At 37.5% G+C, this 25,289-nt stretch carries 25 protein-coding genes and 1 tRNA gene; 13 read left to right on the top strand and 13 right to left on the bottom strand.

Annotation, left to right across the window (positions count from 1 at the left end):
• Positions 1 to 1,086: a hypothetical protein gene (locus tag GYA49_00625; GenBank protein NMC35528.1), complete on the top strand. Its 1,086-nt coding sequence runs from the start codon at positions 1 to 3 to the stop codon at positions 1,084 to 1,086.
• Here GYA49_00625 and GYA49_00620 read toward each other — a convergent pair whose 3' ends face one another.
• From GYA49_00620 to GYA49_00605, 4 genes are read right to left on the bottom strand one after another with little or no spacing between them, the layout of a single operon-like run.
• Positions 1,087 to 3,945: an ATP-dependent helicase gene (locus tag GYA49_00620; GenBank protein NMC35527.1), complete on the bottom strand. Its 2,859-nt coding sequence runs from the start codon at positions 3,943 to 3,945 to the stop codon at positions 1,087 to 1,089.
• Position 3,946: 1 nt separating this feature from the next.
• On the bottom strand, positions 3,947 to 4,420 hold the full coding sequence (locus GYA49_00615; protein NMC35526.1) for a hypothetical protein: 474 nt from the start codon (positions 4,418 to 4,420) through the stop codon (positions 3,947 to 3,949).
• Positions 4,421 to 4,461: 41 nt separating this feature from the next.
• A complete protein-coding gene (locus GYA49_00610; protein ID NMC35525.1) occupies positions 4,462 to 4,824 on the bottom strand; it encodes a hypothetical protein in 363 nt (120 codons plus the stop codon).
• 2 nt (positions 4,825 to 4,826) lie between these two features.
• Positions 4,827 to 5,810: a DNA recombination protein RmuC gene (locus GYA49_00605; protein NMC35524.1), complete on the bottom strand. Its 984-nt coding sequence runs from the start codon at positions 5,808 to 5,810 to the stop codon at positions 4,827 to 4,829.
• 51 nt (positions 5,811 to 5,861) lie between these two features.
• Between GYA49_00605 and GYA49_00600 the strand changes: the two genes are divergently transcribed.
• The 4 genes from GYA49_00600 to GYA49_00585 all read left to right on the top strand — a co-directional run bounded on the left by GYA49_00600 (position 5,862) and on the right by GYA49_00585 (position 8,505).
• Positions 5,862 to 6,293: a hypothetical protein gene (locus tag GYA49_00600; protein NMC35523.1), complete on the top strand. Its 432-nt coding sequence runs from the start codon at positions 5,862 to 5,864 to the stop codon at positions 6,291 to 6,293.
• On the top strand, positions 6,268 to 6,627 hold the full coding sequence (locus GYA49_00595; protein ID NMC35522.1) for a hypothetical protein: 360 nt from the start codon (positions 6,268 to 6,270) through the stop codon (positions 6,625 to 6,627). Before GYA49_00600 ends, GYA49_00595 begins: the two co-directional genes overlap by 26 nt.
• A 194-nt stretch (positions 6,628 to 6,821) precedes the next feature.
• Entirely contained in the window at positions 6,822 to 7,124 is a 303-nt protein-coding gene (locus GYA49_00590) for a PQ-loop repeat-containing protein (GenBank protein NMC35521.1), read from the top strand.
• Position 7,125: 1 nt separating this feature from the next.
• Positions 7,126 to 8,505 (top strand): aldehyde dehydrogenase, encoded by a 1,380-nt coding sequence (locus tag GYA49_00585; GenBank protein ID NMC35520.1) that lies wholly within the window; start codon positions 7,126 to 7,128, stop codon positions 8,503 to 8,505.
• A 1-nt stretch (position 8,506) separates the two neighbouring features.
• Here the strand turns inward: GYA49_00585 and GYA49_00580 are convergent, their stop codons facing one another.
• Positions 8,507 to 9,289: an SAM-dependent chlorinase/fluorinase gene (locus GYA49_00580; GenBank protein NMC35519.1), complete on the bottom strand. Its 783-nt coding sequence runs from the start codon at positions 9,287 to 9,289 to the stop codon at positions 8,507 to 8,509.
• 136 nt (positions 9,290 to 9,425) lie between these two features.
• On the opposite strand from GYA49_00580, the gene GYA49_00575 reads away from it, so the two are divergent.
• The 6 genes from GYA49_00575 to GYA49_00550 are packed head-to-tail and all read left to right on the top strand — an operon-like array spanning position 9,426 to position 15,545.
• Positions 9,426 to 10,844, top strand: a complete 1,419-nt coding sequence (locus tag GYA49_00575) for a methionine--tRNA ligase (protein NMC35518.1) — start codon at positions 9,426 to 9,428, stop codon at positions 10,842 to 10,844.
• Between the two features lie 30 nt (positions 10,845 to 10,874).
• Complete coding sequence (locus GYA49_00570) at positions 10,875 to 11,657, top strand: TatD family hydrolase (GenBank protein ID NMC35517.1); 783 nt, start codon at positions 10,875 to 10,877, stop codon at positions 11,655 to 11,657.
• Positions 11,658 to 11,678: 21 nt separating this feature from the next.
• Positions 11,679 to 13,160: a glycosyltransferase family 2 protein gene (locus tag GYA49_00565; protein NMC35516.1), complete on the top strand. Its 1,482-nt coding sequence runs from the start codon at positions 11,679 to 11,681 to the stop codon at positions 13,158 to 13,160.
• A 22-nt stretch (positions 13,161 to 13,182) separates the two neighbouring features.
• On the top strand, positions 13,183 to 13,581 hold the full coding sequence (locus tag GYA49_00560) for a hypothetical protein (GenBank protein NMC35515.1): 399 nt from the start codon (positions 13,183 to 13,185) through the stop codon (positions 13,579 to 13,581).
• A gap of 3 nt (positions 13,582 to 13,584) precedes the next feature.
• On the top strand, positions 13,585 to 14,676 hold the full coding sequence (locus GYA49_00555; GenBank protein NMC35514.1) for an undecaprenyl/decaprenyl-phosphate alpha-N-acetylglucosaminyl 1-phosphate transferase: 1,092 nt from the start codon (positions 13,585 to 13,587) through the stop codon (positions 14,674 to 14,676).
• Entirely contained in the window at positions 14,613 to 15,545 is a 933-nt protein-coding gene (locus tag GYA49_00550; GenBank protein ID NMC35513.1) for a UbiA prenyltransferase family protein, read from the top strand. Before GYA49_00555 ends, GYA49_00550 begins: the two co-directional genes overlap by 64 nt.
• A gap of 3 nt (positions 15,546 to 15,548) precedes the next feature.
• Here GYA49_00550 and GYA49_00545 read toward each other — a convergent pair whose 3' ends face one another.
• Positions 15,549 to 16,463 (bottom strand): PEGA domain-containing protein, encoded by a 915-nt coding sequence (locus GYA49_00545; protein NMC35512.1) that lies wholly within the window; start codon positions 16,461 to 16,463, stop codon positions 15,549 to 15,551.
• Between the two features lie 79 nt (positions 16,464 to 16,542).
• On the opposite strand from GYA49_00545, the gene GYA49_00540 reads away from it, so the two are divergent.
• A tRNA-Cys gene (locus GYA49_00540) sits at positions 16,543 to 16,616 on the top strand.
• 238 nt (positions 16,617 to 16,854) lie between these two features.
• Positions 16,855 to 17,685 carry a M23 family metallopeptidase gene (locus GYA49_00535; protein NMC35511.1) on the top strand — a complete coding sequence of 277 codons (831 nt, stop codon included), beginning with the start codon at positions 16,855 to 16,857 and terminating at the stop codon, positions 17,683 to 17,685.
• Between the two features lie 12 nt (positions 17,686 to 17,697).
• Here GYA49_00535 and GYA49_00530 read toward each other — a convergent pair whose 3' ends face one another.
• The 7 genes from GYA49_00530 to GYA49_00500 form a co-directional block, all read right to left on the bottom strand.
• Positions 17,698 to 18,771: a hypothetical protein gene (locus tag GYA49_00530; GenBank protein NMC35510.1), complete on the bottom strand. Its 1,074-nt coding sequence runs from the start codon at positions 18,769 to 18,771 to the stop codon at positions 17,698 to 17,700.
• Between the two features lie 114 nt (positions 18,772 to 18,885).
• On the bottom strand, positions 18,886 to 20,559 hold the full coding sequence (groL, locus tag GYA49_00525; protein ID NMC35509.1) for a chaperonin GroEL: 1,674 nt from the start codon (positions 20,557 to 20,559) through the stop codon (positions 18,886 to 18,888).
• A gap of 53 nt (positions 20,560 to 20,612) precedes the next feature.
• Positions 20,613 to 20,900 carry a co-chaperone GroES gene (locus GYA49_00520; GenBank protein ID NMC35508.1) on the bottom strand — a complete coding sequence of 96 codons (288 nt, stop codon included), beginning with the start codon at positions 20,898 to 20,900 and terminating at the stop codon, positions 20,613 to 20,615.
• A 53-nt stretch (positions 20,901 to 20,953) separates the two neighbouring features.
• Positions 20,954 to 21,493: an adenylyltransferase/cytidyltransferase family protein gene (locus GYA49_00515; protein NMC35507.1), complete on the bottom strand. Its 540-nt coding sequence runs from the start codon at positions 21,491 to 21,493 to the stop codon at positions 20,954 to 20,956.
• 36 nt (positions 21,494 to 21,529) lie between these two features.
• Positions 21,530 to 22,057 carry a hypothetical protein gene (locus tag GYA49_00510; GenBank protein NMC35506.1) on the bottom strand — a complete coding sequence of 176 codons (528 nt, stop codon included), beginning with the start codon at positions 22,055 to 22,057 and terminating at the stop codon, positions 21,530 to 21,532.
• Positions 22,058 to 22,120: 63 nt separating this feature from the next.
• On the bottom strand, positions 22,121 to 22,993 hold the full coding sequence (locus tag GYA49_00505) for a hypothetical protein (protein NMC35505.1): 873 nt from the start codon (positions 22,991 to 22,993) through the stop codon (positions 22,121 to 22,123).
• 43 nt (positions 22,994 to 23,036) lie between these two features.
• On the bottom strand, positions 23,037 to 25,214 hold the full coding sequence (locus tag GYA49_00500) for an extracellular solute-binding protein (GenBank protein ID NMC35504.1): 2,178 nt from the start codon (positions 25,212 to 25,214) through the stop codon (positions 23,037 to 23,039).
• Positions 25,215 to 25,289 lie beyond the last annotated feature (75 nt).

Raw genomic sequence — 25,289 nt, 5'->3', positions numbered from 1 at the left:
ATGCAAAATTCTCAACAACCCACCCCAATTAATAATCCTGCAACTCCTCAGGAAGAATTCCAACCCAAACCAAAAAACAGCAAATTACTATATGTAGCGCTTGGATTAGTGGCTATTTGCTTTATTGGTCTAGCTGGATTTCTAGCTGGTCAATACTTAACTAAGAAACAAATTGCTAATCAACCACCTGTAGCAAGCCAAAATCCTACCCCAACCCCCACTCCTCAAGCTCAAGTTGATGAAACTGCTGATTGGGAAACATATACGAGCGAAGGGTATGGCTTTGAGTTTAAATATCCAAAATTAGCAAGTTTAAAAGAAACAAATTATACAGGGTATTTAGCTTCAACAACAATTTTTTTAGACAATATTACTCCTTATGCAACAATTGATATTTCTGTACAAGCATCTTGGGATGGTACAGGAGAGGCAAAAACAGCGGAAAGAAATATCGTTATTGATGGTCTGCCTGCTTATAAAAAGTCATATCCCGGAGGACAAAACCCTCCAGGAGAACTAGTTTATTTTGAAAAAGATGGCAATGTTTTTAGAATCTTTTTGTCATGGGATGGGGAAACGCAAGAATTGAAAAATGTTTTTGATCAAATCCTTTCCACATTTAAGTTTTTAGATGAAGGTGATCAATCTTTAGATCTTGATAGTTATCGAGAATTATTAGGCAATGATTTTTATCTGGTTAAGCAAAACTATCGTGAAGAGGCTTTATTTGTCCATGATGACAACAAACTTTTAGGGCCAGTATTTTTAGAAGGTGAGTTGTGGACTATAAAAGATGAAGATATAATAGGTAATTCTTATGACTACTATATCAGCTTAGTAAAAAAGTTTATAAATGCGGATTGGGAAAAAAGATTTAAAAAGGGTGAGAATGAAATTGAAGCAATGATGGCAAGTGGACCTATGGGTAGTATTGATGGAGTAATCACTTTTAATAATAATCAGATAAAAGTCGTTACTATCTCTCAGTATGAAAAACCTAGTAAAGACTCTGGTTTAAAATTTTATGTTTTTGTCAGCAATAATTATTCCTTTGAAGACATACTGCAACTTGCTAAAACAAATTAACTAAACCTTCACCGCAAATGGGCAGATCTGGTTGTAAGGGCAGAAGCTACAAATAAACCCAGGTGTGGCTTCAAAATCAGCGGACTTGATTTTTTCCACCACTTGAATCAGCTCTTCTTTTATTTTTTCCAGTTGCTGGGCAGTTCTGGTAGTACTGACTTTAACTCCATCATCGATAAAATAAAGCGATAAAATTTCTGGGATTTTGCCAAAAATCTGCTGTGAGGCCATGGAGTAAACGGATAGCTGCTCATCTTTATCCACTTCTTTTTGCTCCCGGGTTTTACCGGTTTTGTAATCAATCAGTTCTAGTCCCCCATTTGGCAAATTATCTACCCGGTCAATCCGGCCAACCAACGGTGTGTGATCCAGTTGTAAGCGAAAAGAAACTTCCAACGATTGAGGCTTACCTTCAAATTGTTCCTGATAATGGTGATAATAATTGGTTAGAGCTTCTTTACCTTGTTCAAAGCGTTTTTGCCGGTGAGCTTCAGATTCATAGCCCAAGGTTTGAAACTCTTTTTCGTAAATATGAAGAAGGGTAGTTAAATCCGGCTTTTGGTCTTTGATTTCAAAACGGTGAAATTTTTGTAAAGTATTGTGAATCGTACTGCCAAAGGTAATGTTGTGAGTCGGTCGGGTTGGCACCTGCAGGACGTACTGGTATTTATAGCGTAAGGGACAAGTTTGGTATGTATCAATTTGCGAATAAGACAAAGTATTGAGTTGCAATTTACCGTCTAAAACTTTGCGAGGCTGCGGTGCTGAAACACCTTGCATTTGAGTCAGCCATGATAGCTGACCACTTTTAGGTTGCCAACTTTGCATATCAACGCCCAGTTCAGATAAAAACCCTGAAGCTTTTTTAGCCCTGGCTCCACCGTAATCTTTCCCATAGACTGCAAACAGGTAATCCCGAGCTCTAGTAACTGCCACATAAAATAAGCGCCGTTCCTCCTGTAAATGAGCATCGCCTTTGGGCAATTTTTGCTTAATAAAATCATCCGGAATTTCGAGGCCGTCACTGCGGTTCCGAGATGGAAAGCGGTCTGAGACCATATTGACTAAAAACACAATCGGCCACTCCAAACCTTTGGCCGCATGGATAGTGAGTAGCGAAACCGTATCAATATCTTCAATTTGGGCCTGAGCTGGATTTTCTCCAGCCTCTTGGAGAAGATCAAAATACTCAACTACATCAGCTAAACTAGCTTTAGGAAAATCATTATCAAAGACTTTAAGTTTATTAAAAAAGAGATTGATATTTTTGAGTTTTAGTTGATTTTCAATGCTGTCTTCTTTCAAATACTGATTCAAGTAAGCACTGGCATGAATAAAATCATGCAGAATTTCAGTGATCGGCTTTTTAGTGTCTTGCTCTTGGGCCTTGGCAATATAGCCAACAATCTTTTTGTAATCACTTAGGCTGCTAGCTTTTTCAGAGAGCAGCTGCCAAAGCGGCATGCTATTTTGTTTAGCTTGGGTTAGTAAATTTAGTAGCTCTTCGGGCTTTATTTCAAAAACTTGATTGTGTAGCAAATAAAAAAGTGAAGTTTGATCGCATGGATCAGCTGCCACTTTTAAGAAAAAAAGTAAATCTCGAACTTCATCCTGATCAAACAACCCCCGATTGCCAACTAGCTGATATGGGATACCAGCTCGGCGAAACGCCGCCACAAATTGGTCTAAATGGTTGTTGGCCCTAGCTAAAATAGCCACATCTTTATACGTGTAATCCTGACCGACTAATTCTAAAATTTTCTCAACTACAAAATCAGATTCTTGTTCCTGAGTTTCTACTTCAAAAACAGCTGGTACAGGCAGTTTTCGACCCCGAGCTGCAATCAGTTTTTTATCAATTTGCAAAATTTGTTCTAGTCGGTCTGGGTTATTCTTGATAATTGAACTGTAAGCGGTGTTTAAAATTGGTTGACCACTACGATAGTTGGTGGTTAAAACTACTTCGCAAGCTCCTGGGTAATGTTTTTTAAAATCTAAAATGTTGTGGACTGAAGAACCGCGAAACGCATAAATAGCCTGATCATCATCTCCTACTACAGTCAAATTGGGATTTTCCTCAGGTGGAGCCAGGAGTTTTATTAATTGAAGTTGGGCAAAATTAGTATCCTGAAACTCGTCTACTAAAATATATTTAAACTGTTTTTTGTACTTTGCCAAAACCGATTTTCGCTCTCGGAAAAGTTTTAATGTCCAGGTAATTAAATCACCAAAATCCAAAACGTTTTCTTTAAGCTTCAGTTCTTGGTATTTTTTATATGCTCTAAACAACTCCTGATATTTTTCTATTTCTTCTTTAATTGCGTCATCCTGATCCTGAGCTTGTCGAAGGAGAAGAATCTTTTCATTATTTTCTAAAAATGGTTCAAGTTCCGATTCGTTTACATCTTCATCCTGCAATCTTGAAAAAAACTTGATCAAACTATGAATAAAGCGATTAGGACTACTTAAGGGAGCGTAATGTTTTAATCCTAATTCAAATACATACTTCCGCAGTAAAATCCATTCCTGAGGTGTTGTCAAAATTTTATAGTCAGGTGAGAGTCCAATTTCCAAACCTTCCAATCTTAATATCCGCTCACAAAAGCCATGAAAAGTGCAAATCCATGGTTCTTCATACCCATACGGCATAACTTGATCAAGTCGCTCAATCATTTCCCCAGCTGCTTTTTCGGTAAACGTCAGAGCCACTACATTATTAGCTTCCAGTTTTTCTTTTTTGATTAAATACTTAATCCGTTCGGTAATAACTGTAGTTTTACCCGTCCCGGCGCCGGCAATAATAAGGAGCGGACCTTTCTGGTGTTTGACAGCTTTTTGCTGGGAATCATTTAGTTGCATATTAGTAACCAACTGGCGGTTTAATATTTTTCTCAAGTTTCTTAAGTTTTAAATTCTTAAGCTGGTTATAAATTCCATTAATCTCATTAATAAGCTTTTCTTTATCTTCCTCATTGGTATTTTTTGTCAAAACATACCTAATAGTTTTATGATAATCATTTTTAAACTTAACATTTATATCTTTCCAAGCTAAATTATTAAGAAATTTATTAACGCTCTGGTCATACTCAATTTTGCCAATTTCTATCAAAAAAGCAATTGCTGGATAACCTAGATAGCCTTGCCAATATGATCCATTGTCATTCGCCAGAATTTCCTGTTTCTCTTTTTTGTAAAACACTTGGTATTTTTTATTGCCACTAGAAGACTTGACTATAGCTGATTTTTTATCTTGTGTTATTTTAATTCTCTTATCAGCAATGCAGCCTATGGCTTCATAGATTTTTATTTTTGGTGGAATTTTCCAATAATTCATTTCTAAATACTGGGATTCCGAAACAAGTTCAGAATGACATGCTATCGATATTTTTCTAAAGTCTTTTCTAAATCTTCTAGTTTAATGATTTCATCCAAGGCATAATAGCTCATTACATCAGTTTTATCAGCATTGTAATCAATTCCTATACTGGGGATTTGCCAGGCATAAGCCATTCCTACTTCAGCCGTCAGATCTTTACCATAATCTTTCAAAACCACTACAAAAATATCAGCTTGCTTGATGAGATTAACGTTAGTCTGAAACATTTGTTGATAACTAACATTTTGTGGACTATGAGTTACAGCACATAAAACTTTAAAGCCTAATTTTTCAATTCGTTTAATCAAGTCAAAATTAAGTTGACCTAATTTATGAGGCGTGCATAAAAATACTGTTTTCATAATTATTTTTCTCCACCCTCCAGTAATTCACTCTGATTGAGCTTTTGACCCAAACGCCCAAATTGTTGCGAAGTATTGACGTATTGGTTGGAAGCGTTATTTAAGTGCTTACCTAAAATCTGCAAATTATCATCAAGCTTGCCATAATCAGTTTGCAAAGTTTTAAGCAGGCTCATAATTTGCTTAGCCCTGGCTTCAATTTTCTGGCCCTCAAATGACAGTAAAATAGTTTGTAAATGCAAATATAGGGTATTGGGCGAAACCGGATAAACCCGGTTTCTTTTGGCAAAGTCTAAAATTTCCGGTGTATTAGCAATTTCGTAAAAAATAGTTTCTGAGGGCACATACATAAAAGCAAAATCTACTGTCCCTTCATCTGCCAAAATATATTTACTGGCAATATCTTTGACATGTTTTTTGACATCGGCTGTAAATAATTTACCAAATTGCTCCCGCTCTTTAGCAGTATCAGCTTTGACCTTTTTTTGGAAATTTTCCATGGGAAATTTGGCATCAATGCATAAGAGACCGGCCGTAGTTTTGATAGCTGCATCCACTTTGGCTCCAGATTTAAAGCCGTGCTGGAGAAAAAAACTGCCTTTGGGGAAAATTTGAGCCAGCATATCAGCCAGCACTTCCTCACCAATACCACCTCGCAATTTAGGTGATTGGAGTAATAGTTGTAAATCTTTAATTGATTGGCCTAGCTCATTCATTCGCGCTACTTCTCTAGACGCTTCGGTCATGACACCAATCGTATTATCTAAACGCCGATTAATGGTAGCTGTAGTTTGGGCCAAAGTGTCGTTAATATTTTTATTATTTTGATTAAGAGACTGTTGCATGGATTGCAACCATTGAATGAGCGTTTGATCAGATGAAGTACTTTTTTGCAGCTTTTTTATTTGAGACAAAATAATAAATAAAAAGGCTACTAGTAAAAGAATAATTAGAGCAGCAAAAATGATAAATTCAGTACTCACCATAGCCTAACCATTCTACCACCAAATTACTAATTCTTGTGTACAATAGACGTAATGCCTCGAAAAAAAACTAAGTACCGCACCAGCTCGAAGAAATCCCTCATTACTAAATTAATTTTAGCTATTGCTGCTTGGTTGATTTTTGGTTACGTAGTCCTTTTTGTGGAGCCAAAAACCTGGGTTGATTATTACTATGCTCCTTTTTTTATATTACTGGTTGCTTCTCTGAGTTTAACTATTAATATTTTTATATCTAAAATGGTTTTTTTACTATTACCTTCTTTGGGGCTAGTTGCTATTTTAGTTCTTCGCTTGTTTGGTTTTCGAGATTGGATAAACCCCCTATTTATCGTCGGACTAGTAATTGCTTTGATTTATTTCTTTACAGCTTCAGAAACTAATGTTAAGCTACAAAGCAAGAATTTAAATAATCAAAGTCCTCCTGTTCCGGACCCAGAACATGCAAATAAGCAAACGTCAGCTTGATCCAAAATTTGAAAGTCAACTCAAAGAAATTTTCGCTCAACTCATTGCTGATATTACTAAAAAAGATAAGGCTCAAACTTTTTTAAATGATTTCTTAACCGAAACCGAGCATATTGCTTTAGCAAAACGCTTGGCTATTATCATTTATCTTAATAAAGGTAAATCTTACGAAGACATCAAAAAAGAAGTTAAAGTTTCTTCAGCCACTATTGCTAGTGTTCAAAAAGCTATTGAAGAAAAACGGCCTGGTTTTACCCTAGCTCTCACCTACATTAAAGCTGAAGAATGGGCCAGTAAGTGGGCTGATAAAATCACTGGCTGGTTTGGTAAGTAAGTTAGACTTATTGCAAAATAAAAAATGTTAGCAAAACGTAGGATTTTTGGCCAATTTTCAAGGAACTCAATACTGATGGTACTAACCGTACCTGAGGTGTTGAGTGACGACGAAAATTGACAAAAAGACAAGTTTGGGTATATTTGCTCATTTTGTAATAAGTCTAATAAACAGCAATGGTATACAATGAAAGTATGGTTTTGTTACAATCAATAACTTTTGCCGGAATAATAGGCTTTTTAACTTTAATAATTGGAATTCTCGTTAAAATCATTGGTCTCCCAGACCAAATCAGAAAAAACTACCATCGCAAATCCACCAAAGGTTTATCTAGTACCTTCATGATTCTTTCTTTTGTTGCCTATTGTTTGTGGACTATTCACGGCATTTTACAAAAAGATGTAGTTCTTGTTCTTGGACAGGGTTTAGGAATTATTACCACTGCCATTATTATTGGCCAAATTTTTATCTATCGTAATAAAGGAAAGGATAAATAATATGATCTTAAAATCTATCAATCCTCATGATCAATCAGTTGTTGGCAGTTTGCCTTTTTCATCACAAATAGAAATTAACAAAACCATTAAAAAAGCTAAAGCGGCTTTTCAAACTTGGCAACAAGTTCCTTTAGAAAAACGAATTAGTTATATCAAAAAATACCGAAAAATTTTAGAAAAAAACGTAGAAAAAATTGCCAAGCTGACAACTCTGGAAATGGGTAAACCCATACAACAATCACGTGATGATGTTACTTGGGAACTAGAATTCCTTGACTACTATACTACAACTGCTCCTAAAGCTCTGGCTGACGAGACTGTTTATAAAAAAGGTCCGGATCATTTCAGAATGGTTTTTGAACCGTATGGAGTTTGTGCTTGCATCGCTCCCTGGAATTTTCCTATTTCCATGGTTAACTCGGGTTTAATTCCGGCTCTGCTTGCTGGCAATACTACTATCATTAAGCCTTCTGAATATACGAGCCTAACTCAAAAATTAAATGTTGATTTACTCAATCAAAGTGGTTTACCTGAAGGAGTAGCTAATCTTTTAATTGGTGATGGTACAGTTGGTCAAGCTTTAGTTGATGCTGATATTGATCTGGTTTGGTTTACGGGTAGTACAAAAGTAGGCCGGCAAATTTATGAAAAAGCTGGTAAAAAATTTATCAAAGCTTTACTGGAACTGGGCGGTAGTAGTCCGGCTATTATTTTTGCTGATGCCGATTTAGATCACGCTATGGATAATTTATATTGGGCTCGCTATTTAAATTGTGGTCAAGTATGCACTGCCATCAAACGTCTTTTCGTTGAAAAATCAATTTATCCTCAAGTGGTAAATTTATTTGTCAAAAAATTACAGACTGTTCAGATTGGCAATCCTCTAGATAAAAAAACTGATATTGGCCCGCTTGTTTCTATCAAACAACTGCAACTTTTAAAAGATCAATTGGCCGACGCCAATAAAAAAGGCGCCAAAATTGTAACCGGGGGAAAGCAGCCAAAAGATCAAAAAATTGCCAAAGGTAATTATTTTGAGCCAACTATTGTAAGTAAGATTAAACCTACTATGAGATTGATGACCGAGGAGGTTTTTGGACCAGTTTTGCCCATCATTCCTTTTTCAACCGAAGAAGAAGTAATTAAATTGGCTAATCAAACTGAATATGGCCTAAGCGCTGAGGTTTATACTAAAGATTTGCTTAAAGCTGAGCGAGTGGCTGCTCAGCTTGAAGCCGGTACAGTGGCCATTAATACTGATGATTTTTTCAAACCAGAGTGTCCTTTTGGTGGTTTTAAACAAAGTGGTATGGGTAAAGAGTATGGCAAAATTGGGATGCAAGAATTTTGCAAAATAAAAGTTATTGCTGTTCACCAATAGTTTATTGAATTTCCCGCAATTCAATTTCAGCGTGTACACTGGGTTTATTGAAATGGCGGTAGGTATTGCCACCTCGCAGGAAAATCTCCATAAAAGGATCGTCGTGACCAGAACTGCCTTGAGAAAAAGCCAGTTCTCCCTCAGCTACTGAGAAAATACCCCCAGTTACCAAAGCTGTCCGAACTACGCCATCGACAATAATCTGGACTTTAGCCCCTTCTTTAAAAGTAACCTGAGATTTACGGATAGTTGTTTTGATGTTGCCATAGCCATCCACCCAAGCAATCCGGTTTTTAGGTTCGTTCGGAATGTTTGCAATATCCATTTTGTGACCAATCAGTTTGGTATCGCCTTTAGCAATTGCCGCTACAGCTTCTGGGTAAAAATCCCGAGACCGAAACTGTGAACCATGATTGGCTACATTAAGTGCATGTAAACTTTTAATATGGGGTTTAATAAAGGAAAAACAGTAGCCAGCATTGACCGCACATATTTCCATACCATTCTTAAGCTGAGCATAAATAAAATGTTCCCCAGCATTTTCTTTACGTTTTTTAGTATCATCTTTCCTTGGAGCCGTATTGGAATAGATCATCATATTTTGTGGATGATCACCTAAAGCAAATTGATTGATCCAAAAACCAGTAGCAATGGTGTTAAAAGATGGTACCGAGGTTTTAATAAGATAAAAATCAGGATTAAGACTAAGTAAACGTTGCTCAACTTCGGCAAAGGCTGGATCACCAGTACCATAATCAGTAATCAAGTGAAGAAAAGTAGCCATTAGTAGTTGTCATCTTAAACAAAAGTTGAAAGATCTTTTTGTAAGATTTTTCTGCTCCAATTGAAATGACACAGGTAGTTTTTTATAACAACAAAGAACGATTATAACTTGCCTACATATCTGTTACAATACGGTTATCGTGAAAAAACCATTTTATCTTACTACTACGCTCCCTTACGTTAACGCTGACCCACACATTGGCTTTGCTTTGGAAATTGTCCAGGCTGATACTATTGCCCGCTACCAACGACTTTTAGGTAATGAAGTTTTTTTCAATACTGGCACTGATGAACATGGTCAAAAAATCTATCAAAAAAGCTTAGAGCAAGATAAAGACCCTCAAGCTTACTGTGATGAATACGCTCAAAAGTTTGATAACCTAAAAAAGGCCTTGAACCTAAGCTACGATGCTTTTATAAGAACTACTAATCCCCATCATATTAAAGCCGCTCAAGAGTTTTGGTTAAAATGTCAAGAAAATGGTGATATTTATAAAGCTAAGTACAAAATCAAATATTGTGTCGGTTGCGAGCTGGAAAAACAAGATAGCGAGCTGGAAAACGGTAAGTGCCCTTTACATCCAACTTTAGAGCTGGAAACTAGAGAAGAAGAAAATTACTTTTTTCGCTTTTCTAAATATCAGCAATCACTACTGAAACTGTATCAGGATAACCCACATTTTATTCTTCCTTCCTGGCGTCAAAAAGAGATAGTTAAATTTGTCGAAGCTGGCTTGCAGGATTTTAGTATTTCCCGGCTTAAAACTAAAATGCCTTGGGGTATTGCGGTACCAAATGATCCCAATCATGTCATGTACGTTTGGTTTGATGCTTTGATCAATTACATTTCCACTCTAGGCTGGCCTCAAGACCAGGAAACATTTGAAAAGTTTTGGCCTGGAATGCAACTGGCTGGTAAAGATAACTTGCGTCAGCAAAGTGCCATGTGGCAAGCTATGCTTTTATCGGCTGGTTTACCAAATTCCACTCAAATCTTGATTCATGGTTTTATTACCTCTGGCGGACAAAAAATGAGCAAAAGCTTAGGTAATGTCATTGACCCATATGAAGTAGTTGCCAAGTATGGTGCTGATGCTACCCGTTACTATTTACTTAAAGAAATTCACCCCTTTAAAGACGGCGACTTTTCCTATGAGCGTTTTGAGGAAATTTATAATGCAGATTTGGCTAATGGTCTAGGCAATCTGGTCCAGCGGGTAGCTACCATGGCTGCTAAAAATAACCTATTTGTTTCTGAGGAAAAAGAAGCTGGTTTTGATAAAACTATGGCTAAGCATCTAGATAAGTTTGAATTTCACCTAAGTATTGAGGCTGTCTGGAAAAAAATTCAGGAAACTGACCAGGCAATCAATAAAACCCAACCATGGAGCTTATCTGGTAACAAAGCACAAGAAGTTTTGACTCATTTATCTCAAGAGGTCAAAGCTATTGCTTATAATTTACAACCCTTTTTACCTCAGACTTCAGAAACAATCCTAGAAGTTTTTAGTAATAAGGTAACACCACCAACCAAGCCACTTTTTCCTAGAATATAATTTTTACTTTTTAGTTCTAAGTTTTTAGTTATGTTAATCGATTCCCATTGTCATCTTGAATATTTAGATAATCCTGATGAAGCCATAGCCCAAGCTAAGACTTCAGGAATAGAGATAATCGTTAATCCGACCGTTAATGCCGAGTCAGCTGAAAAAGTCTTAAATCTGGCTAAAAAACATGTCGGTATTTACGTAGCTTTAGGGATATATCCGGAAGAAGCAGCTAGAGACTGGCCTTCACAGGCTAAAGCAATAGAAAAATTGTTAGCAGAGAAAGGGAAACAAGTGGTAGCAATCGGTGAAACTGGCCTAGATTTTGCCGATGCTCAAGCGAAAAACCAACAGGAAGCTCAACTTCAATTATTTAAACAGCATTTAGAATGGGCCAAACAATACCAGCTACCTTTAGTAATTCATAACCGTAAAGCCAGTAATGAAATTTTAGATCTTGTTGAAGCTGCCAACTTACAAATAGCACCTGGAGTTTTACATTGCTTTACAGGTAGTAAAAAATTTGCTAAAAGAGCTTTAGAAATGGGTTTTTATTTAGGAATTGGTGGTTTACTAACCTATGAAACAGGGCTACAGGAAGTGGTAAAAACTATTCCTCTAGACCGCATTGTCTTAGAAACTGACAGCCCGTACCTAGTACCAGAACCTGTTAGGCAAGAAAAACGCTATCCTAATGAGCCCGCTAACCTAATTTATACAGCCCAAAAACTGGCCGAATTAAAACAGCTTAGCTTGGAAGAAGTAGCTGCTCAAACAACCCAAAATGTAAACCTGCTCTTTTCTCTGGAGGGCAAATACTAGATACTAATACTAAACCCGTATATGGATATTCAGACTAAAAAAGATCAACGCTTGCTTCGCTTTTTAGAAATCGTCCCTGGTTTTGTTTCTTGGTCGCTGATTTTATTTCCAATATGGGGATCGTTGTTAATACCGGTAGCAGTAGCTTATTACATTTTAGCTTTTGACGTATACTGGCTATACCGCTCACTAAGTTTAGGTATTTTAGCCACCTTATCTTATTTTAAAATTAAAGCTTTTCAAAAATACGATTGGATGCGGGATGTTAAAGATTTTGGTGATTGGCAAAAAGTTCAGCACATTGTCATTATCCCTAACTACTGTGAACCACAATATATTTTAGAAAGAACTTTAGATGCCTTGGTCGCACAGACCTTTCCGACTAAAAATATCCATATCGTCCTAGGATTTGAAGAGCGGGAAGGACCTGAAGCCCAAAAAAAATACAAAACGCTTAAACAAAAATACGGTAAAAAGTTTGCTAATTTTATCGGTACTTTTCATCCAGTTTTAGAGGGAGAAGTGGTAGGTAAATCTTCCAATATGGCTTGGGCTTCTAAAGTTGCCAAGAAAGAAATTATTGATAAACAGGGTTTTGATATTGACTATTGCACCATCAGCAGCGAGGATGTTGACGCTCGTTTTAATGAGCAGTATTTTGCTACGTTAACATATAAATTTCTCGATGATCCTAAGCGTTATGAACGCTTTTGGCAACCAGCTATTTTGTACTACAACAATATCTGGGATATTCCAGCTCCGATCCGGGTTTTTGCCACCAATGCCAGCATTGTCCAAATTGGCATGCTAAACCGCAAAGATAGGTTAATTAACTTTTCAACTTATTCTACTTCTTTAAAGTTAATTGACCGAATTGGTTACTGGGATACAGATGTAATTCCAGAAGATTACCGACTCTTTTTCAAAGCCTATTTCAAAACAGATGGTAAAGTCTCGGTTGAACCTATTTTCTTACCAGTCCATGCCGATGCTGCTAACTCTAGAAACTTTAAAAAAACTATGGTCAACCAGTATGAGCAAGTTAAGCGCTGGGCCTGGGGCACCTCAGATGATCCGTATATTATTATGCAGTGGCTTAAGGCTAAACAAATTCCTTTTTGGGATAAAACCATTAGGGTGCTAAAAGTGGTTGAAGATCATTTTTTATGGCCAGTCAACTGGTTTGCTATCACTATTGGAGCTACATTGCCACCCCTTTTAAATCCAGATTTTGCCAGAACCGTGATAGGTAAAAGCCTACCTCAAACTTCATCAGCAATTTTAACAGTTTCTCTGCTTTCAATGCTTTTAATTATTGTGGTTGATTTTACCCAACGTCCTGGTAAAAAAGAAGTTAAGCTCTGGAAAAAACTACTCACTCCATTTGAATATATTCTTTTGCCAGTAGTGGGCTTTTTCTTCTCAGCTCTACCTGGTCTTGATGCCCATACTAGACTTATGTTGGGCCGCTACATTGAGTATCGTGTTACTGAGAAAGTCTAACTTTTGCTACAATAAATTAGCCATGAAACCACTTACTCTTAGATCAAATAATGCTTCAATCAAAACTGCTCAAGCAGAATTTGATAGTCTACTGAAACATCCTCAATCTTTAGCTTTCATTCGTTTAATTATTTTGTTACTTGGTATTTCCTGGCTAGTTTTTGGCTTAAGTCTGCAATATCTTCCTCCTCAGATCCCGTTACTTTTTAGTAAACCTTGGGGAGAAGAACAGTTAATTCCTAAACTTTGGCTGGCTCTGTCTCCTGGCTTAGCCACTCTGTTTTTTATTATTAATAGCCGGTTAGCCAGCATGTTTATTCGCAAAGACCCATTATTACCACAGATTTTGCTCTGGGCCCAACTGATTATTACTTTATTTTCAACCATTAGTGTTATTAGAATCGTTCTGATTCTTGCCTAAACTATGTTATCTTTTTGGCCTTTTATCGTTAGTTTAATCTTAGGTCTTGGTTTAACTCCTTTGGTAATTTGGTTTTATCACCGTCAAAACTGGCTTGATAATCCAGCTGGAAAAACCCATCCTAAACATATCCATACTAAACCTTTGCCTCGAGGAGGAGGCTTAGCTATCTTTGGAGCTATTTTACTAGCTACCTTATTATTTTTGCCTTTAGATAAACATGTTATAGGCATTTTACTGGGAGGCTTAATACTGACTATTACTGGTATTCTGGATGATATTTTTGACTTAAATCCTACATTACGAATTGGCATAGGGTTTTTAGCAGCTGCCTGTGTAGTGGCCGCCGGCATTGGCATTCCTTTTCTGACTAATCCTTTTGGAGCATCTCTGATCTATTTGAACCAACCTCAAATCCCTTTATATCTATTTGGTAAGTTACGAACTATTTGGGTCTTAGCTGATCTATTTGCTCTGTTTTGGATTGTGGGATTGATGAATTTTGTCAACTGGTCAAAGGGTTTAGATGGGCAACTACCTGGCACCGTAGCCATTGCTGCTATTACTATTGCACTTTTATCGCAGACATTTTCAGCTGATATTACTCAATGGACAACTGGCATTTTAGCTCTTGTTGTAGCGGGAGCTTATTTGGGGTTTTTGCCTTGGAATTTTTTTCCCCAAAAAATTCTACCGGGCTATGGAGCTGGTTCACTAGCAGGCTATTTCCTGGCCACTCTAGCCATATTATCAACTACTAAAGTTGGTACTTTACTGGTAGTTTTAGGTATTCCGATTATTGATGCGGTGTTTGTCATTATCAGACGAATAGCTGCTGGCAAATCACCTATCTGGGGTGATACCAGACACCTTCATCATACTTTGTTAAAATTAGGCTGGAGCAAGCAACGAGTGGCAGTTTTTTACTGGGTAATTACGGCTATCCTAGGGTTTATCGCCCTTAGATTGAATAGCCAGCAAAAATTCTATACAATCATGATACTGATTATTGGTTTTGGAATTTTTCTTCTATGGATCAAGCAGTTTTTGGCATCATCAAATCGGCCCGCCCCAGACAATGGCTCAAAAATGTAAGCCTATTTACTGGCTTGGTATTTACGGGCTGGTTGTTTATTCCTGATAAATTTTTGACAGTCCTGCAGGCTACAGCTGTTTTTTGCCTGATTACTTCTTCAGTTTACATTTTCAATGATATTATTGATGCTCCCTCTGATAGGCTTCATCCTCTGAAAAAAAATCGACCTATTGCCTCTGGAAAAGTTCCAATTCCCACTGCTTTATTTATTGCTATTTTGCTTTTCACTATCAGTATGTGGCTAGCTTTACAAATTTCTTTTTTCTTTTTCTTTTTAAGCTTTTTGTATGTCTTGCTGCACTTTGCTTATACCCTCTGGCTTAAACACATCCCGATCTTAGATGTCATGGCTATTGCTAGCGGCTTCATCTTAAGAGTATATGCTGGTGCTGTTGCCATAGATGCCCATATCAATGTCTGGTTACTGCTCTGCGTGGTCTCCTTTTCCCTATTTTTAGCTATAGGCAAAAGACGGTCTGAAAAAACCTTACTTCGCTCAAAATCACTTAAAGCTCAGCGTCAGGTTTTATCTCATTACCCAGAGAATTTACTTGGTATTTATACTTCTATGTTTGCCAATACTACGTGGTTAACCTATGCCTTATTTACGTTTCAGCAGCAGGTATTTATTACTCAAGGCAATGTCCTGACGCTTATGGCTGATCTACCTCGAGCCTTTGTCAACCAAAAATTGCTCATGCTCACCATTCCTCTAGTAATTTATGGGGTTATGCGTTATTTACAACTGATTTATGATCAAGATAAAGGGGAATCACCTGAGGAGGTACTACTTAACGATTGGCCACTAATTTTAACTGTAGGAATCTGGGTAATTTTACTGATAATTATTATCTACGGAATAGCCTAAAACTTACTCGTATAAAGTCACGTATTTAGAGGAAAGCCAGGCTTCTTGACCATCTTCCAGCTCAATTTTATACCAACCTGTATCATTAGCTTCTAGATATTTGTATGAATCGCCAGGATTAACTTTAGTAATAAGTTCATCAGAGGTACTAGGGCCTTTACGAACATTAAGCCAGCCCGTAGGAGTTTCATTGATAGTCACATAAGGTCGTTTTAAATTAGCTCCAACTTTTTCTGTTTCCTCTGTTTCTTCATCTAAATTAGCATCTAATGCTTTATCTTCTTCCTGTTTAGTCTCTTCGTCAGCAGTACCTGTTGTTTTGTCTGAATTTGTATCTTCCTGAGCTACTGGTTCATCAGATTTAGCCAGTTGGACACTGGCAATTAGTTTATATCCTTCAATAAGCTGAGCTTTGAAGCTTTTCTCAACATATCCGGGCGAGGAAATTAGGATAGTGTGATCACCAGCAGATAAATCTTCTACAGTCTGAGGAGCAAAACCAATTGGCTCTCCATCAATAGCTATAATTGCTCCCTCTGGCGTAGTTACTACCGACATGGTTGTTTTGTCTTTTTGATCTGCTTCCAGTGAAAGATCATAACCACTGGAAAGTTCTTGGGTTTCTCCCATTTCTCGAGACACCACAGTCAAAATGCCTTTAGCTAAGGTAATTCGTTTTTCCCAGGCTGTTCCAACTCCATCCTCTGGTACAAGTTTAATGGTGTATTCTCCAGGCTTTAGATTTTCCTCATAAAATGGGGTTGAACCAATATGATTGCCGTCAAGAAAAATGCTGGCTTTTGGGGTAGTATTAACTGATAAAGCCGCTTTTTTACCATCACCAATAAAAGGAATAGAGCAGGAAGATAAGAGAAAAGCAGTCAAAACAATAAGTAATCCTTTGGGCCAAAGTTTCATATTTTAATCATACCACAACTGACATAAATTACGTCTAAAAAAACAGTCTGTCATGATAAAATAAAGAAGTTTCAAAAAAGGCCTGGTGACGGAGTGGTTACGTAGCGGTCTGCAAAACCGCGTACAGGGGTTCGATTCCCCTCCAGGCCTCCATATTTTTAGCCTTAAAACTTCCCAGAATATCCCTATAACTACTTGACTTTGCATATTAAATATGCTAAAATTCTGCAATTCTTTCCACACTTGGAAAGATTTTGTTTTTTACTAAGTCAAGTCGGATAAAAACGACAAGGGAAGTTGTCAAATTTAAATCTAAATTTGCTTAGCTTCTCCTCACCACAAAGGTGATAGCTTAGTAAAAACTCTACTTTGGCAGCTTAAAAGCTGCATCATGAAACGATCTGTTAAACAGTCTTTTTCTGAAACAGTCTTTAATGTCCTTTTTTTCATAGTCAATCAAATCATAGCTTTATTACTAGCTATGCCGTATTTACTGTGGAGGACAATCTTTCCTTTAGATAGCCGTCTTGGCCATCCTATTTCAAAGTTTTTTAGAAAACTATTTGAAGCTAAGAGAGCCAAGCAGATTATTGGTATTAATCTGGCAATTTTTATTGTCCTGGCTTCAATTTTACAAGGCTCAATTTTTGCTCAAGAATCAGATAGCGGAAAACCAGAGCTTACTAAAATTACGATACAGGAAGAGCCAGTAAAAACCGAAACAGTATTTCGCCAACCTGTTGCCGGCTATATTTCTCAAAGTTTTACCTGGTATCACCCTGGTATTGATATTGCCGGAAATAATAACTACCTAGTTCACCCAATTGCTTCAGGCAAGATAGTTTCAATTGAAAATACTGCTTTTGGCTATGGCTTGAGTGTTTTAGTCAAGCACGAGAATGGCATTGAATCTCGATATGCTCATTTGCAAAATATTGATATTGCTATTGGACAAGAAGTAGATAAAGATACAGTCTTAGGTCACGTTGGTTCTACTGGTTGGAGTACTGGACCTCATCTTCACTTTGAGGTATACCAAAATGGAGTAGTTATTGATCCACTGACTGTTTTACCTGACGGGTTTGAAACCAGCTATATTTCTTTATCAACTCCTACTGATGATGCTGTTTTGATTGCTACTGATAATTCTATTGATCAGGAATTGGTTGAAAAAATGGCTACGTTTTCTGCTGAGATTAAGTCGGTGGAGCTGGAAAATTAAAGATATCATTAATTATTGAAAACTTTTTAATTGGTCAATAATTCTCTGCATTTGTTCACAATAGTTTCTTGTTGTTTCCAAGGAATTTTGAGATCTTGACTCTAGCATCAAAAAGTAAAGTGTAGCTGCTGAAGTCACTGAAGCTGCGCTAGATAGTTCTAAAGGAAAATTCGTAATTCTACAAGCATTCGTAATAACCATAGAAGCAACCAAAATATTTAAAGTGCCCAATAAAGCTCTAACTTTATTACGCTTCTCTATCTGTCCAAGATCATCATTAATCCTAGAGGTCAGATTTTCAATCCAGTTTTGAACTTTTTTTTGAGGTAATCTATATCCACATCTGAAATGAGGAATTATTGCTTCAGGCGGAAGAATACTCAATAGCTCAAATATGGGTTTATTGGCAAGTGCCTCTCCTTGTATATTATTTTGTTGTAAATAACTAACAATTCTACCAACTAAAAACTGTATTAATAAAGGATGTGATTCATTGAGTTCTCTTAAGGCTTCACTTCTTCTTACGAAACCATCAACCTCTAAAAGGTTGTGGTCAACTATAGGTTCTAATTCTTTAACTTGAGTATTCGGACAAACTAAACCATCACTAAGATCAATAAATTGTAAAATTTTTTCTCGAGTATAAGTATTACCAGCTAGTTCAAGTGTTTGCCCAACTACCTTATTGTGTTGACCGGCAAAGACCGCCGTATAGCTATCTGGCTTACGTGTTTCAGGATTTAAAACTGTTACTTGCCCATTATTTATTCCAATTGCAATCGTAACAGGTTTGCCTCTTTCAGCAATTTCTAGCCGCGCTTTTATAGTTGAGGACTCGATAGAATCATCATTTTGTCTAAAAGGAATAATATATCCTTGTTCATTCGTAGCACAAAGAGATACTGTATACTCTGTTCTATCTAACCCCAAAGCATACATATTTTCTAATGACTCTCCACTTCGATATAATCCAGTTACCCATTCTAGTATCCCCTGATCTAATTTTGCTCTTTCGATCATTTCTTCTTCTGCAATAGTCCTGTCTCCAACTTGAATAGGTGGAGATAATCTCTCAGCTATAGACATTTTTATAAAATCTTATAATAATATATTATTTTAAAATAACATACTATCTTTCCTAATGTAAATCACAAAAAGCCCCGATTGCTCGGGGCTTTTTCTTTTATTGCTTCTAAAGCTTTACATTCCCATCCCTGGCATACCACCACCCATGCCGGCTGCAGCAGCCATATCATCTTTCTTTTCCTCTGGTTCATCAGTAATCAGAACCTCGGTAGTCAGGACAATACCAGCTACTGAAGCAGCGTTTTGTAGAGCCGTTCGAACCACTTTAGCAGGGTCCAAAACTCCCATTTTAACCAAATCGCCAAATTCCATAGTTTTAACGTTGAAACCATAGCTTGAGCTATTATTCTTTTCAATCTCACCTACTACCCATTCAGCATTGGCTTTAGCATTGGCTACTAGTTTCATGACTGGTTTGGATAGGGCGTTGTAAACCACTCCAGCTCCAGCTGATTCAAAATCGCGCCAGGTGACTGATTCCTGAGCTTTACTGGTCTTACCAGCATCTTTACTCACCAAAACACTGCGAGATCTGAGTAAGGTCACTCCTCCTCCAGGCACAATACCTTCTTCAACTGCAGCTTTAGTAGCCTCAACAGCATCTTTAACCCGCTCTTTAAGCTCATTCAGCTCGATTTCGGTAGCAGCCCCAACATTAATAACAGCTACGCCGCCAGCCAATTTAGCTAATCGTTCTTGCAGCTTTTCTTTGTCAAAATCAGAGTCAGAAGCTGCAATTTCTTTCTTAATACTGGCAACCCGAGCACTAATGGCTTTTTTGTCACCTTTACCACCGATAATACGGCAGTTTTCCTTGTCTGCCCAAATTTTGTCAGCTTGACCACAGTCTTCAATCATAACTGAATCTAGTTTGCGGCCAGTATCTTCAGAGATAACCGTACCACCAGTTAAGATCGCAATATCCTCCAGCATGGCTTTGCGACGATCACCAAAACCTGGAGCTTTGACTGCCAAAACGTTGATAGCTCCTTTAAGCCGATTGACAACTAGAGTAGCTAAAGCTTCGCCTTCAATTTCATCAGCAATAATGACAATGTTTTTGGTAACTTTAACCACATTTTCTAAAAATGGTAAAAAGTCGCTGACTGAAGCAATCTTTTGATCAGTGATTAAAATGTAAGGATTTTCAATCTCAGCTTCCATGCTATCTGGATTAGTCACAAAGTAAGGGGAAGCATACCCTTTATCAAATTCCATACCTTCAGTGTAGGACAATTCCATTTCCAAACCTTTACCTTCTTCAACGGTAATGACTCCGTCAGTCCCAACTTTATCCATAGCTTCAGAAATCAGTGCACCAATCTTTTCATCTCCAGCCGAGATGGTAGCAACTTGCTTAATCTCTTCTGAAGTTTTGATGGGTTTAGCCATGGATTTAACCTGCTTTACCACTTTTTCGACAGCTTCATTGATCTCTTTTTGCATAGCCATGGGATCAACACCAGCAGCTACAGCCTTCATGCCTTCAGAAATCATTTCTGAAGAAAGTAAGGTAGCAGAAGTGGTCCCGTCACCGGAAGTATCATTGGTCTTAGAAGCTGCTTCTTTGACCATTTGAGCACCCATATTTTCGTACGGATCCTTAAGCTCAATTTCTTTAGCCACCGAAACTCCATCATGAATGACATTGGGAGCACCCCATTTTTTATCCAAAGCTACATTTCGGCCTTTGGGACCAAGAGTAGTTGTAACTGCATTGGAAAGTTTCTGAATACCGGTTAGGAGCTTTTGGCGGGCATCTGCTCCGTAGAGAATTTGTTTTGCCATATAGTTTTACTAAATTCTACATACCTTAGAATTTAGATCTCAAATTTTATAATTTATTTAACAATTGCTAAAACGTCTTCAAATTTGACAAAAACTAACTCTTTGTCAGTCAAACTAAGCTTGATTTCATCTCCGCCCCATTTTTTGTAAATTACCATATCACCAACTTTAACAGGAGCTTTAGCTTTTTTGGTCTCAGGACCAACTGCTAAAACTTTAGCCTGCTGAGGTTTTTCGTCGTGAGAATCTGGTAAATAAATACCGGAAGCGGTTTTTTTAGTAGCTTCCTGAGGTTCGAGTAGGATATACCCGGCTGTAGGTTGCAATTTTGGCGTTGCCATAGTGCGACCTCCTTTCAAATAAATTTGTTAATAAAACTAACAAATGAAAACTATCAGTCTTTACTTCCGAGTGCTATTTTACTAATCTCTTCACCCTTGTCAAGTAGCGGTATTCGCTGCTTACTGCTAATTTGAGCAGTGGTTGAGAAACCAGGAATTTGCTTTGCAACTATTTGCATTGTACCACCATATTTTTTCAGTATTACCTGTTTTTGTTTTTGAAATGGAGTGTGGTCTGAAACAGCTAAAAAATTGGGCTTGATTGTTGTAATCAATGCTTCCCGAACTCTGGGTTTGTCAAAAGTAGTTGGTAACGAAAACACATAATCGGCTACTGTATGTTTGGTAACTTTTTGTAGCCGAGTCTGCAAATCCTCTACTGGCCGGCCTGGTCCCTTAAGCTGTTTAACCCGTGCATCACTTTCCAAACCAACAAACAGGATGTCTCCTAAACGTTTAGCTTTTTGCAAAAATAGTTGATGACCAGGATGGAGTAAATCATACACTCCGGTAGCTAAAACAATCCGTTTTTTATTTTTATGTAAGGTGCTGGACAGTAAATTTAGTTGAGAAAAGTCAATAATTTGGCCCATGACAGCACTCTAGCTAAAAAGTGCATACCTGTCAAATTAAGCTACTAAGGCTTTAGCTAAGGCTTCACCAAATGCAATTGCTGCTTCCGGACCATTGGCAGTAATAATGTTGTCGTCAACTACAACTGCTTGATTTTGGTATTTTGCTCCCTTGGCTTGCAAGTTCTCTTTTTGACTTTCAGAGGCAGTAACTTTTTTACCTTTTAAAATATCGGCATTGGCCAAAATAGAAGGTGCAATACAAATAGCACCTAAAATTTTATTAGCTTGAGCAAAGGCTTGGATTTGTTTGTGAACTGTTTTGTAGTTGAAATAGGTACTGGCACCAGCACCGCCTACAAAAATTAGACCATCAACTGTTTCAGGATTGATATCGGCAAATTTAGCATCGGTTCGAGCTTTACCACCTTGAGTACCAGTCATTTCCTCAGGATCACCTTTAGCCACAGTTAGCACTTCTGCTCCTTGAGATTGAAGCACTACTTTAGGTTGGAAATATTCTTCATCACGAAAATTAGCAGGAGCTAAAATGAAAATCACCTTTTTCCCAGATAAACTTCCCATAGATTTTGCTTGATGGGCACGCTTGTGTAGATCAAGGAGGGTTACAGGTTTATAGTTTCCTTATTATATCAAGCCAAACTGTTTTTTTCCAGTCTGAAATCGTTTTAAGATTTCCAGAGCTTTATCTTGGGGATGGAAAAAGGCAAAGTGATAGCTAATCAATTCCCGAGTTTGTTTTGACCGCATATACCACATCTGAAACTGATAACTAATTTTATTAATTAAAGTCCAGATATTTGATGAATAAGTTTTACCTGTTTCAGGCTTTTTTTGACATATATAAAAAGCATTGGCTAAATACTGCTTGATCCAAGGATTACTGCAAATAATTTTTTGATAAAAAAACTCTGGCCCGGCTAGAACCTGTAATTGAACTAACTCGTGAGCTGTAAATAGATTTTGGATTTTTTGAGGAATCAGTAAATAACCCTCTTCTAGAAAAATATTAAGGCATAATTTGTCAGTAACCGTATGGTCATGTGGTTTTCGCCGCACTCCTAGAAGTTGAGCCATTCCAAGCACTAGAAAACGAGCTAGCCACAGCTGGTTAGGTTTGGTGATAATCAAAAAATCAAGGTCGTCATCTTTTTTTACATTACCAACTGCCATCGAGCCAGTCAGGCAAATCGCCAAAACTCCTGGACAAAATTGTAACAAGTGACTCAACTTTTGAGCCTTCTCAAGTTTTTGGGCATATATTGGTTTAGCAGTTAATCGTTTGGAAACTAACTTGTTTTTTTTAGGTAAAAAATAAAAGCCTTTGCTAAAGTTAATGTATTTGTTTTTAAGAGCCGTTTGGAGTTTTTTTGCAAAAGCAGGTTTATTGATTATTTTTTTTGATTGCAACTTGGTATACAGCTCTGATTCTGTTAGTGGCCATGCAAACAAATCAGCATATATAAGAGTTTTGATAATGGCCTGGGTAATAGTATCCATTAGGCAATATTAGACATCATCTTGAGGAAAAACACAATCAAACTTATTGGGAAGCAGAAGTAGTAACGTTGTATTGTTGTAAAACCTGAGCTACTCCCTGCCCAAGAGTAGGTAAGACTTTTGCGGGTTGCTGACCATCATTAACCGCATTAACAGCATCTTCATAATATTTGATAATCCGATCATTAATACCATTATCAAATGTCCGGGAGGATAAATACCAGCTTCTAGCATTAGTACCTTGATCAACAAACGCCTTAGCTACTGACCCAGTCATAATAGTTTCAGCTAGACTTGGTTTTGGATATGGTTCGCCAAACATCCGTACGTTTGATTGGGCAGTATAGAGCTTAGTTAAAACTTCATCACTTGAAAGATAAGCTAGAAATTTCCAAGCTTCGGTAGGATTTTTACTTTTTCGAGAAACTCCTTCTACCCAATATGTTGCCCAGGTAGTTTTTCCGCCAGGCAATTGTGGAACTGGAGCAGTTTTAAATTCTAAGCTTGGATTGATATCTTGAATCTCAAAAGCTCGCCAACTTGGCGCAAAAATCATAGCCACTTTTTCCATAGCAAAAGCATAGGTAGAGGCTGGCATAGTTTCATCCCAAACTCGAGAATTAGTAGAGTCTTTAGCAAACATCGTGTAAAACGTTAATGTATCCTCAGTAAACCGATCAGTTGGTGCTCCTGGGTTAGCTCCATTTTGCAGGAGCATCAAGCCTAAGATATCTGAAAAATTGTCTACATTATTAGTTGTGCCTAAAGCCACCCCTCCAACTTGAATTTTGCCACTAGCAGGAACTCTGACAGCTTGAGCTACGCTGCGCAATTCGTCCCAAGTTTCAGGAACTTCTTGATTAGCTCGTTCCAGCATAGCTGGATTGTAATAAAGTGCTAGGGTATCAAAGTCCAAAGGTACTCCAAATGTCTCACCACCAAGCACTACATTGGTACTAACAATTGGGTAAAACTGGCTTAAATTAATCACTTTATTGCTATCTGGTTGTAAATCGGTCTTAAGCATAGGAAGCCAAGTGTTATGAAAACGGAAAATATCTGGGCCTTCACCACTAGCAATAGCAGCTTGAACTCGTTCCCGATAATCCTGAATAGATTGCTGTCTATAGACTATTTGAATATCCGGGTTACTTTGCTCATAGCTATTAAATACTTCATCCAAAACTTCACTTGGTTCCCATAATCCCCAGTATGTTAGCGTAATTTTGGGAGTATTAGTATTGGCATTAGTATTTGTATTAGCCGTAGTACTACTTGAATTAGATGATGATTCTGAAGAAGAGTTTCCTCCCTGTAACATAGGTAGAACTATTTTCAAAGCAATAATAGCCAAACCACTAACCAGAGCCAAAGCAATCAGTACAAACATAATCATTTTCTTTAAACCTCCTTTGGGACGAAGATCACCAGCCATAGCTGCATTTGGAGGCGGAGTACCAATAGTATCCCCACCTGTAGCAGATCCTTCAAAACTTGGAGGGATTGGTGGCATGTTTTCACTTGGTGGGGGTGGGGCAAAACTAGGAGGAGGTACTACTCCTTCAGTATTATTGATCTGATCAGCTTCAGTAGTTAAAGTTTGTTGGTTTTGATTTGCTTCGCTAGCAAAAGGCGGAGGAGGTACTTCAGAAAAATTACCTAGCTCATTTTGAGAACTTGTATTTTGGCTTAAATCTGGAGTTGTTGGAGGTTCAATATTTGATTGAACTGGATTTAAATCTTGAGGTTCTTGAGTAGCTATTTGACTAGTAGCATCAAGTGATGATAGGGCTTCACCGAAATCACTATTTGCCTCGGTCATTGATTGAGAGTCTATTCCTGAATCTATAGCAGAATCTGTTTGTAAAGATGTTTGACTGGTTTCTGTTTCTTCTTGATTTAAAGAAGGGCTTGGGATATCTTGAGAAAAATCTATTGGACCACTTTCACTTTGAGAAAATTCTGGTTCACTGATTGTGTCAGCCTCTTCTGGTAAAGACGGTTCTTCGGTTTGAGAAGGAATGGTTTCTGGTTCATTTGATTGGTCTTCCATTGCCCAAGCTGGAGGCGGAGGGGCACTTAAATCAGAAGAGGAGGTTACTGCAACCAAATCGTTTGATGAGGCAGATAAACTGGTATCAATATCTCCAGATGAACTTAAGTCTAAACTAGAATTTTGCTTTGTATCAGCCATAGAAATAAGACTTTTGACCACTACCATACCATGGTACTATGATAGCTAGATTCCGTCTAGATTTATCGTAACATATTTAGCCATTATGAAACAGCTAGCATT

It is taken from the genome of Candidatus Beckwithbacteria bacterium, from assembly GCA_012797845.1.
Taxonomy (GTDB): domain Bacteria; phylum Patescibacteriota; class Microgenomatia; order UBA1400; family UBA1449; genus JAAZOH01.
The sequence above is the reverse complement of the archived record's forward strand: the minus strand, read 5'-3'. Positions and strand labels throughout refer to the sequence as shown.

What these genes read in the sequence shown, in the direction of transcription:
- GYA49_00510 (NMC35506.1), bottom strand. Translation starts at nt 22,057, where the DNA reads ATGGGAAGTTTATCTGGGAAAAAGGTGATTTTCATTTTAGCTCCTGCT.
- GYA49_00600 (NMC35523.1), top strand. Translation starts at nt 5,862, where the DNA reads ATGCCTCGAAAAAAAACTAAGTACCGCACCAGCTCGAAGAAATCCCTC.
- groL (NMC35509.1), bottom strand. Translation starts at nt 20,559, where the DNA reads ATGGCAAAACAAATTCTCTACGGAGCAGATGCCCGCCAAAAGCTCCTA.
- GYA49_00515 (NMC35507.1), bottom strand. Translation starts at nt 21,493, where the DNA reads ATGGGCCAAATTATTGACTTTTCTCAACTAAATTTACTGTCCAGCACC.
- GYA49_00620 (NMC35527.1), bottom strand. Translation starts at nt 3,945, where the DNA reads ATGCAACTAAATGATTCCCAGCAAAAAGCTGTCAAACACCAGAAAGGT.
- GYA49_00595 (NMC35522.1), top strand. Translation starts at nt 6,268, where the DNA reads ATGCAAATAAGCAAACGTCAGCTTGATCCAAAATTTGAAAGTCAACTC.
- GYA49_00545 (NMC35512.1), bottom strand. Translation starts at nt 16,463, where the DNA reads ATGAAACTTTGGCCCAAAGGATTACTTATTGTTTTGACTGCTTTTCTC.
- GYA49_00505 (NMC35505.1), bottom strand. Translation starts at nt 22,993, where the DNA reads ATGGATACTATTACCCAGGCCATTATCAAAACTCTTATATATGCTGAT.
- GYA49_00580 (NMC35519.1), bottom strand. Translation starts at nt 9,289, where the DNA reads ATGGCTACTTTTCTTCACTTGATTACTGATTATGGTACTGGTGATCCA.
- GYA49_00615 (NMC35526.1), bottom strand. Translation starts at nt 4,420, where the DNA reads ATGAATTATTGGAAAATTCCACCAAAAATAAAAATCTATGAAGCCATA.
- GYA49_00530 (NMC35510.1), bottom strand. Translation starts at nt 18,771, where the DNA reads ATGTCTATAGCTGAGAGATTATCTCCACCTATTCAAGTTGGAGACAGG.
- GYA49_00590 (NMC35521.1), top strand. Translation starts at nt 6,822, where the DNA reads ATGGTTTTGTTACAATCAATAACTTTTGCCGGAATAATAGGCTTTTTA.
- GYA49_00555 (NMC35514.1), top strand. Translation starts at nt 13,585, where the DNA reads ATGTTATCTTTTTGGCCTTTTATCGTTAGTTTAATCTTAGGTCTTGGT.
- GYA49_00585 (NMC35520.1), top strand. Translation starts at nt 7,126, where the DNA reads ATGATCTTAAAATCTATCAATCCTCATGATCAATCAGTTGTTGGCAGT.
- GYA49_00610 (NMC35525.1), bottom strand. Translation starts at nt 4,824, where the DNA reads ATGAAAACAGTATTTTTATGCACGCCTCATAAATTAGGTCAACTTAAT.
- GYA49_00535 (NMC35511.1), top strand. Translation starts at nt 16,855, where the DNA reads ATGAAACGATCTGTTAAACAGTCTTTTTCTGAAACAGTCTTTAATGTC.
- GYA49_00565 (NMC35516.1), top strand. Translation starts at nt 11,679, where the DNA reads ATGGATATTCAGACTAAAAAAGATCAACGCTTGCTTCGCTTTTTAGAA.
- GYA49_00520 (NMC35508.1), bottom strand. Translation starts at nt 20,900, where the DNA reads ATGGCAACGCCAAAATTGCAACCTACAGCCGGGTATATCCTACTCGAA.
- GYA49_00560 (NMC35515.1), top strand. Translation starts at nt 13,183, where the DNA reads ATGAAACCACTTACTCTTAGATCAAATAATGCTTCAATCAAAACTGCT.
- GYA49_00570 (NMC35517.1), top strand. Translation starts at nt 10,875, where the DNA reads ATGTTAATCGATTCCCATTGTCATCTTGAATATTTAGATAATCCTGAT.
- GYA49_00550 (NMC35513.1), top strand. Translation starts at nt 14,613, where the DNA reads ATGGATCAAGCAGTTTTTGGCATCATCAAATCGGCCCGCCCCAGACAA.
- GYA49_00625 (NMC35528.1), top strand. Translation starts at nt 1, where the DNA reads ATGCAAAATTCTCAACAACCCACCCCAATTAATAATCCTGCAACTCCT.
- GYA49_00500 (NMC35504.1), bottom strand. Translation starts at nt 25,214, where the DNA reads ATGGTAGTGGTCAAAAGTCTTATTTCTATGGCTGATACAAAGCAAAAT.
- GYA49_00605 (NMC35524.1), bottom strand. Translation starts at nt 5,810, where the DNA reads ATGGTGAGTACTGAATTTATCATTTTTGCTGCTCTAATTATTCTTTTA.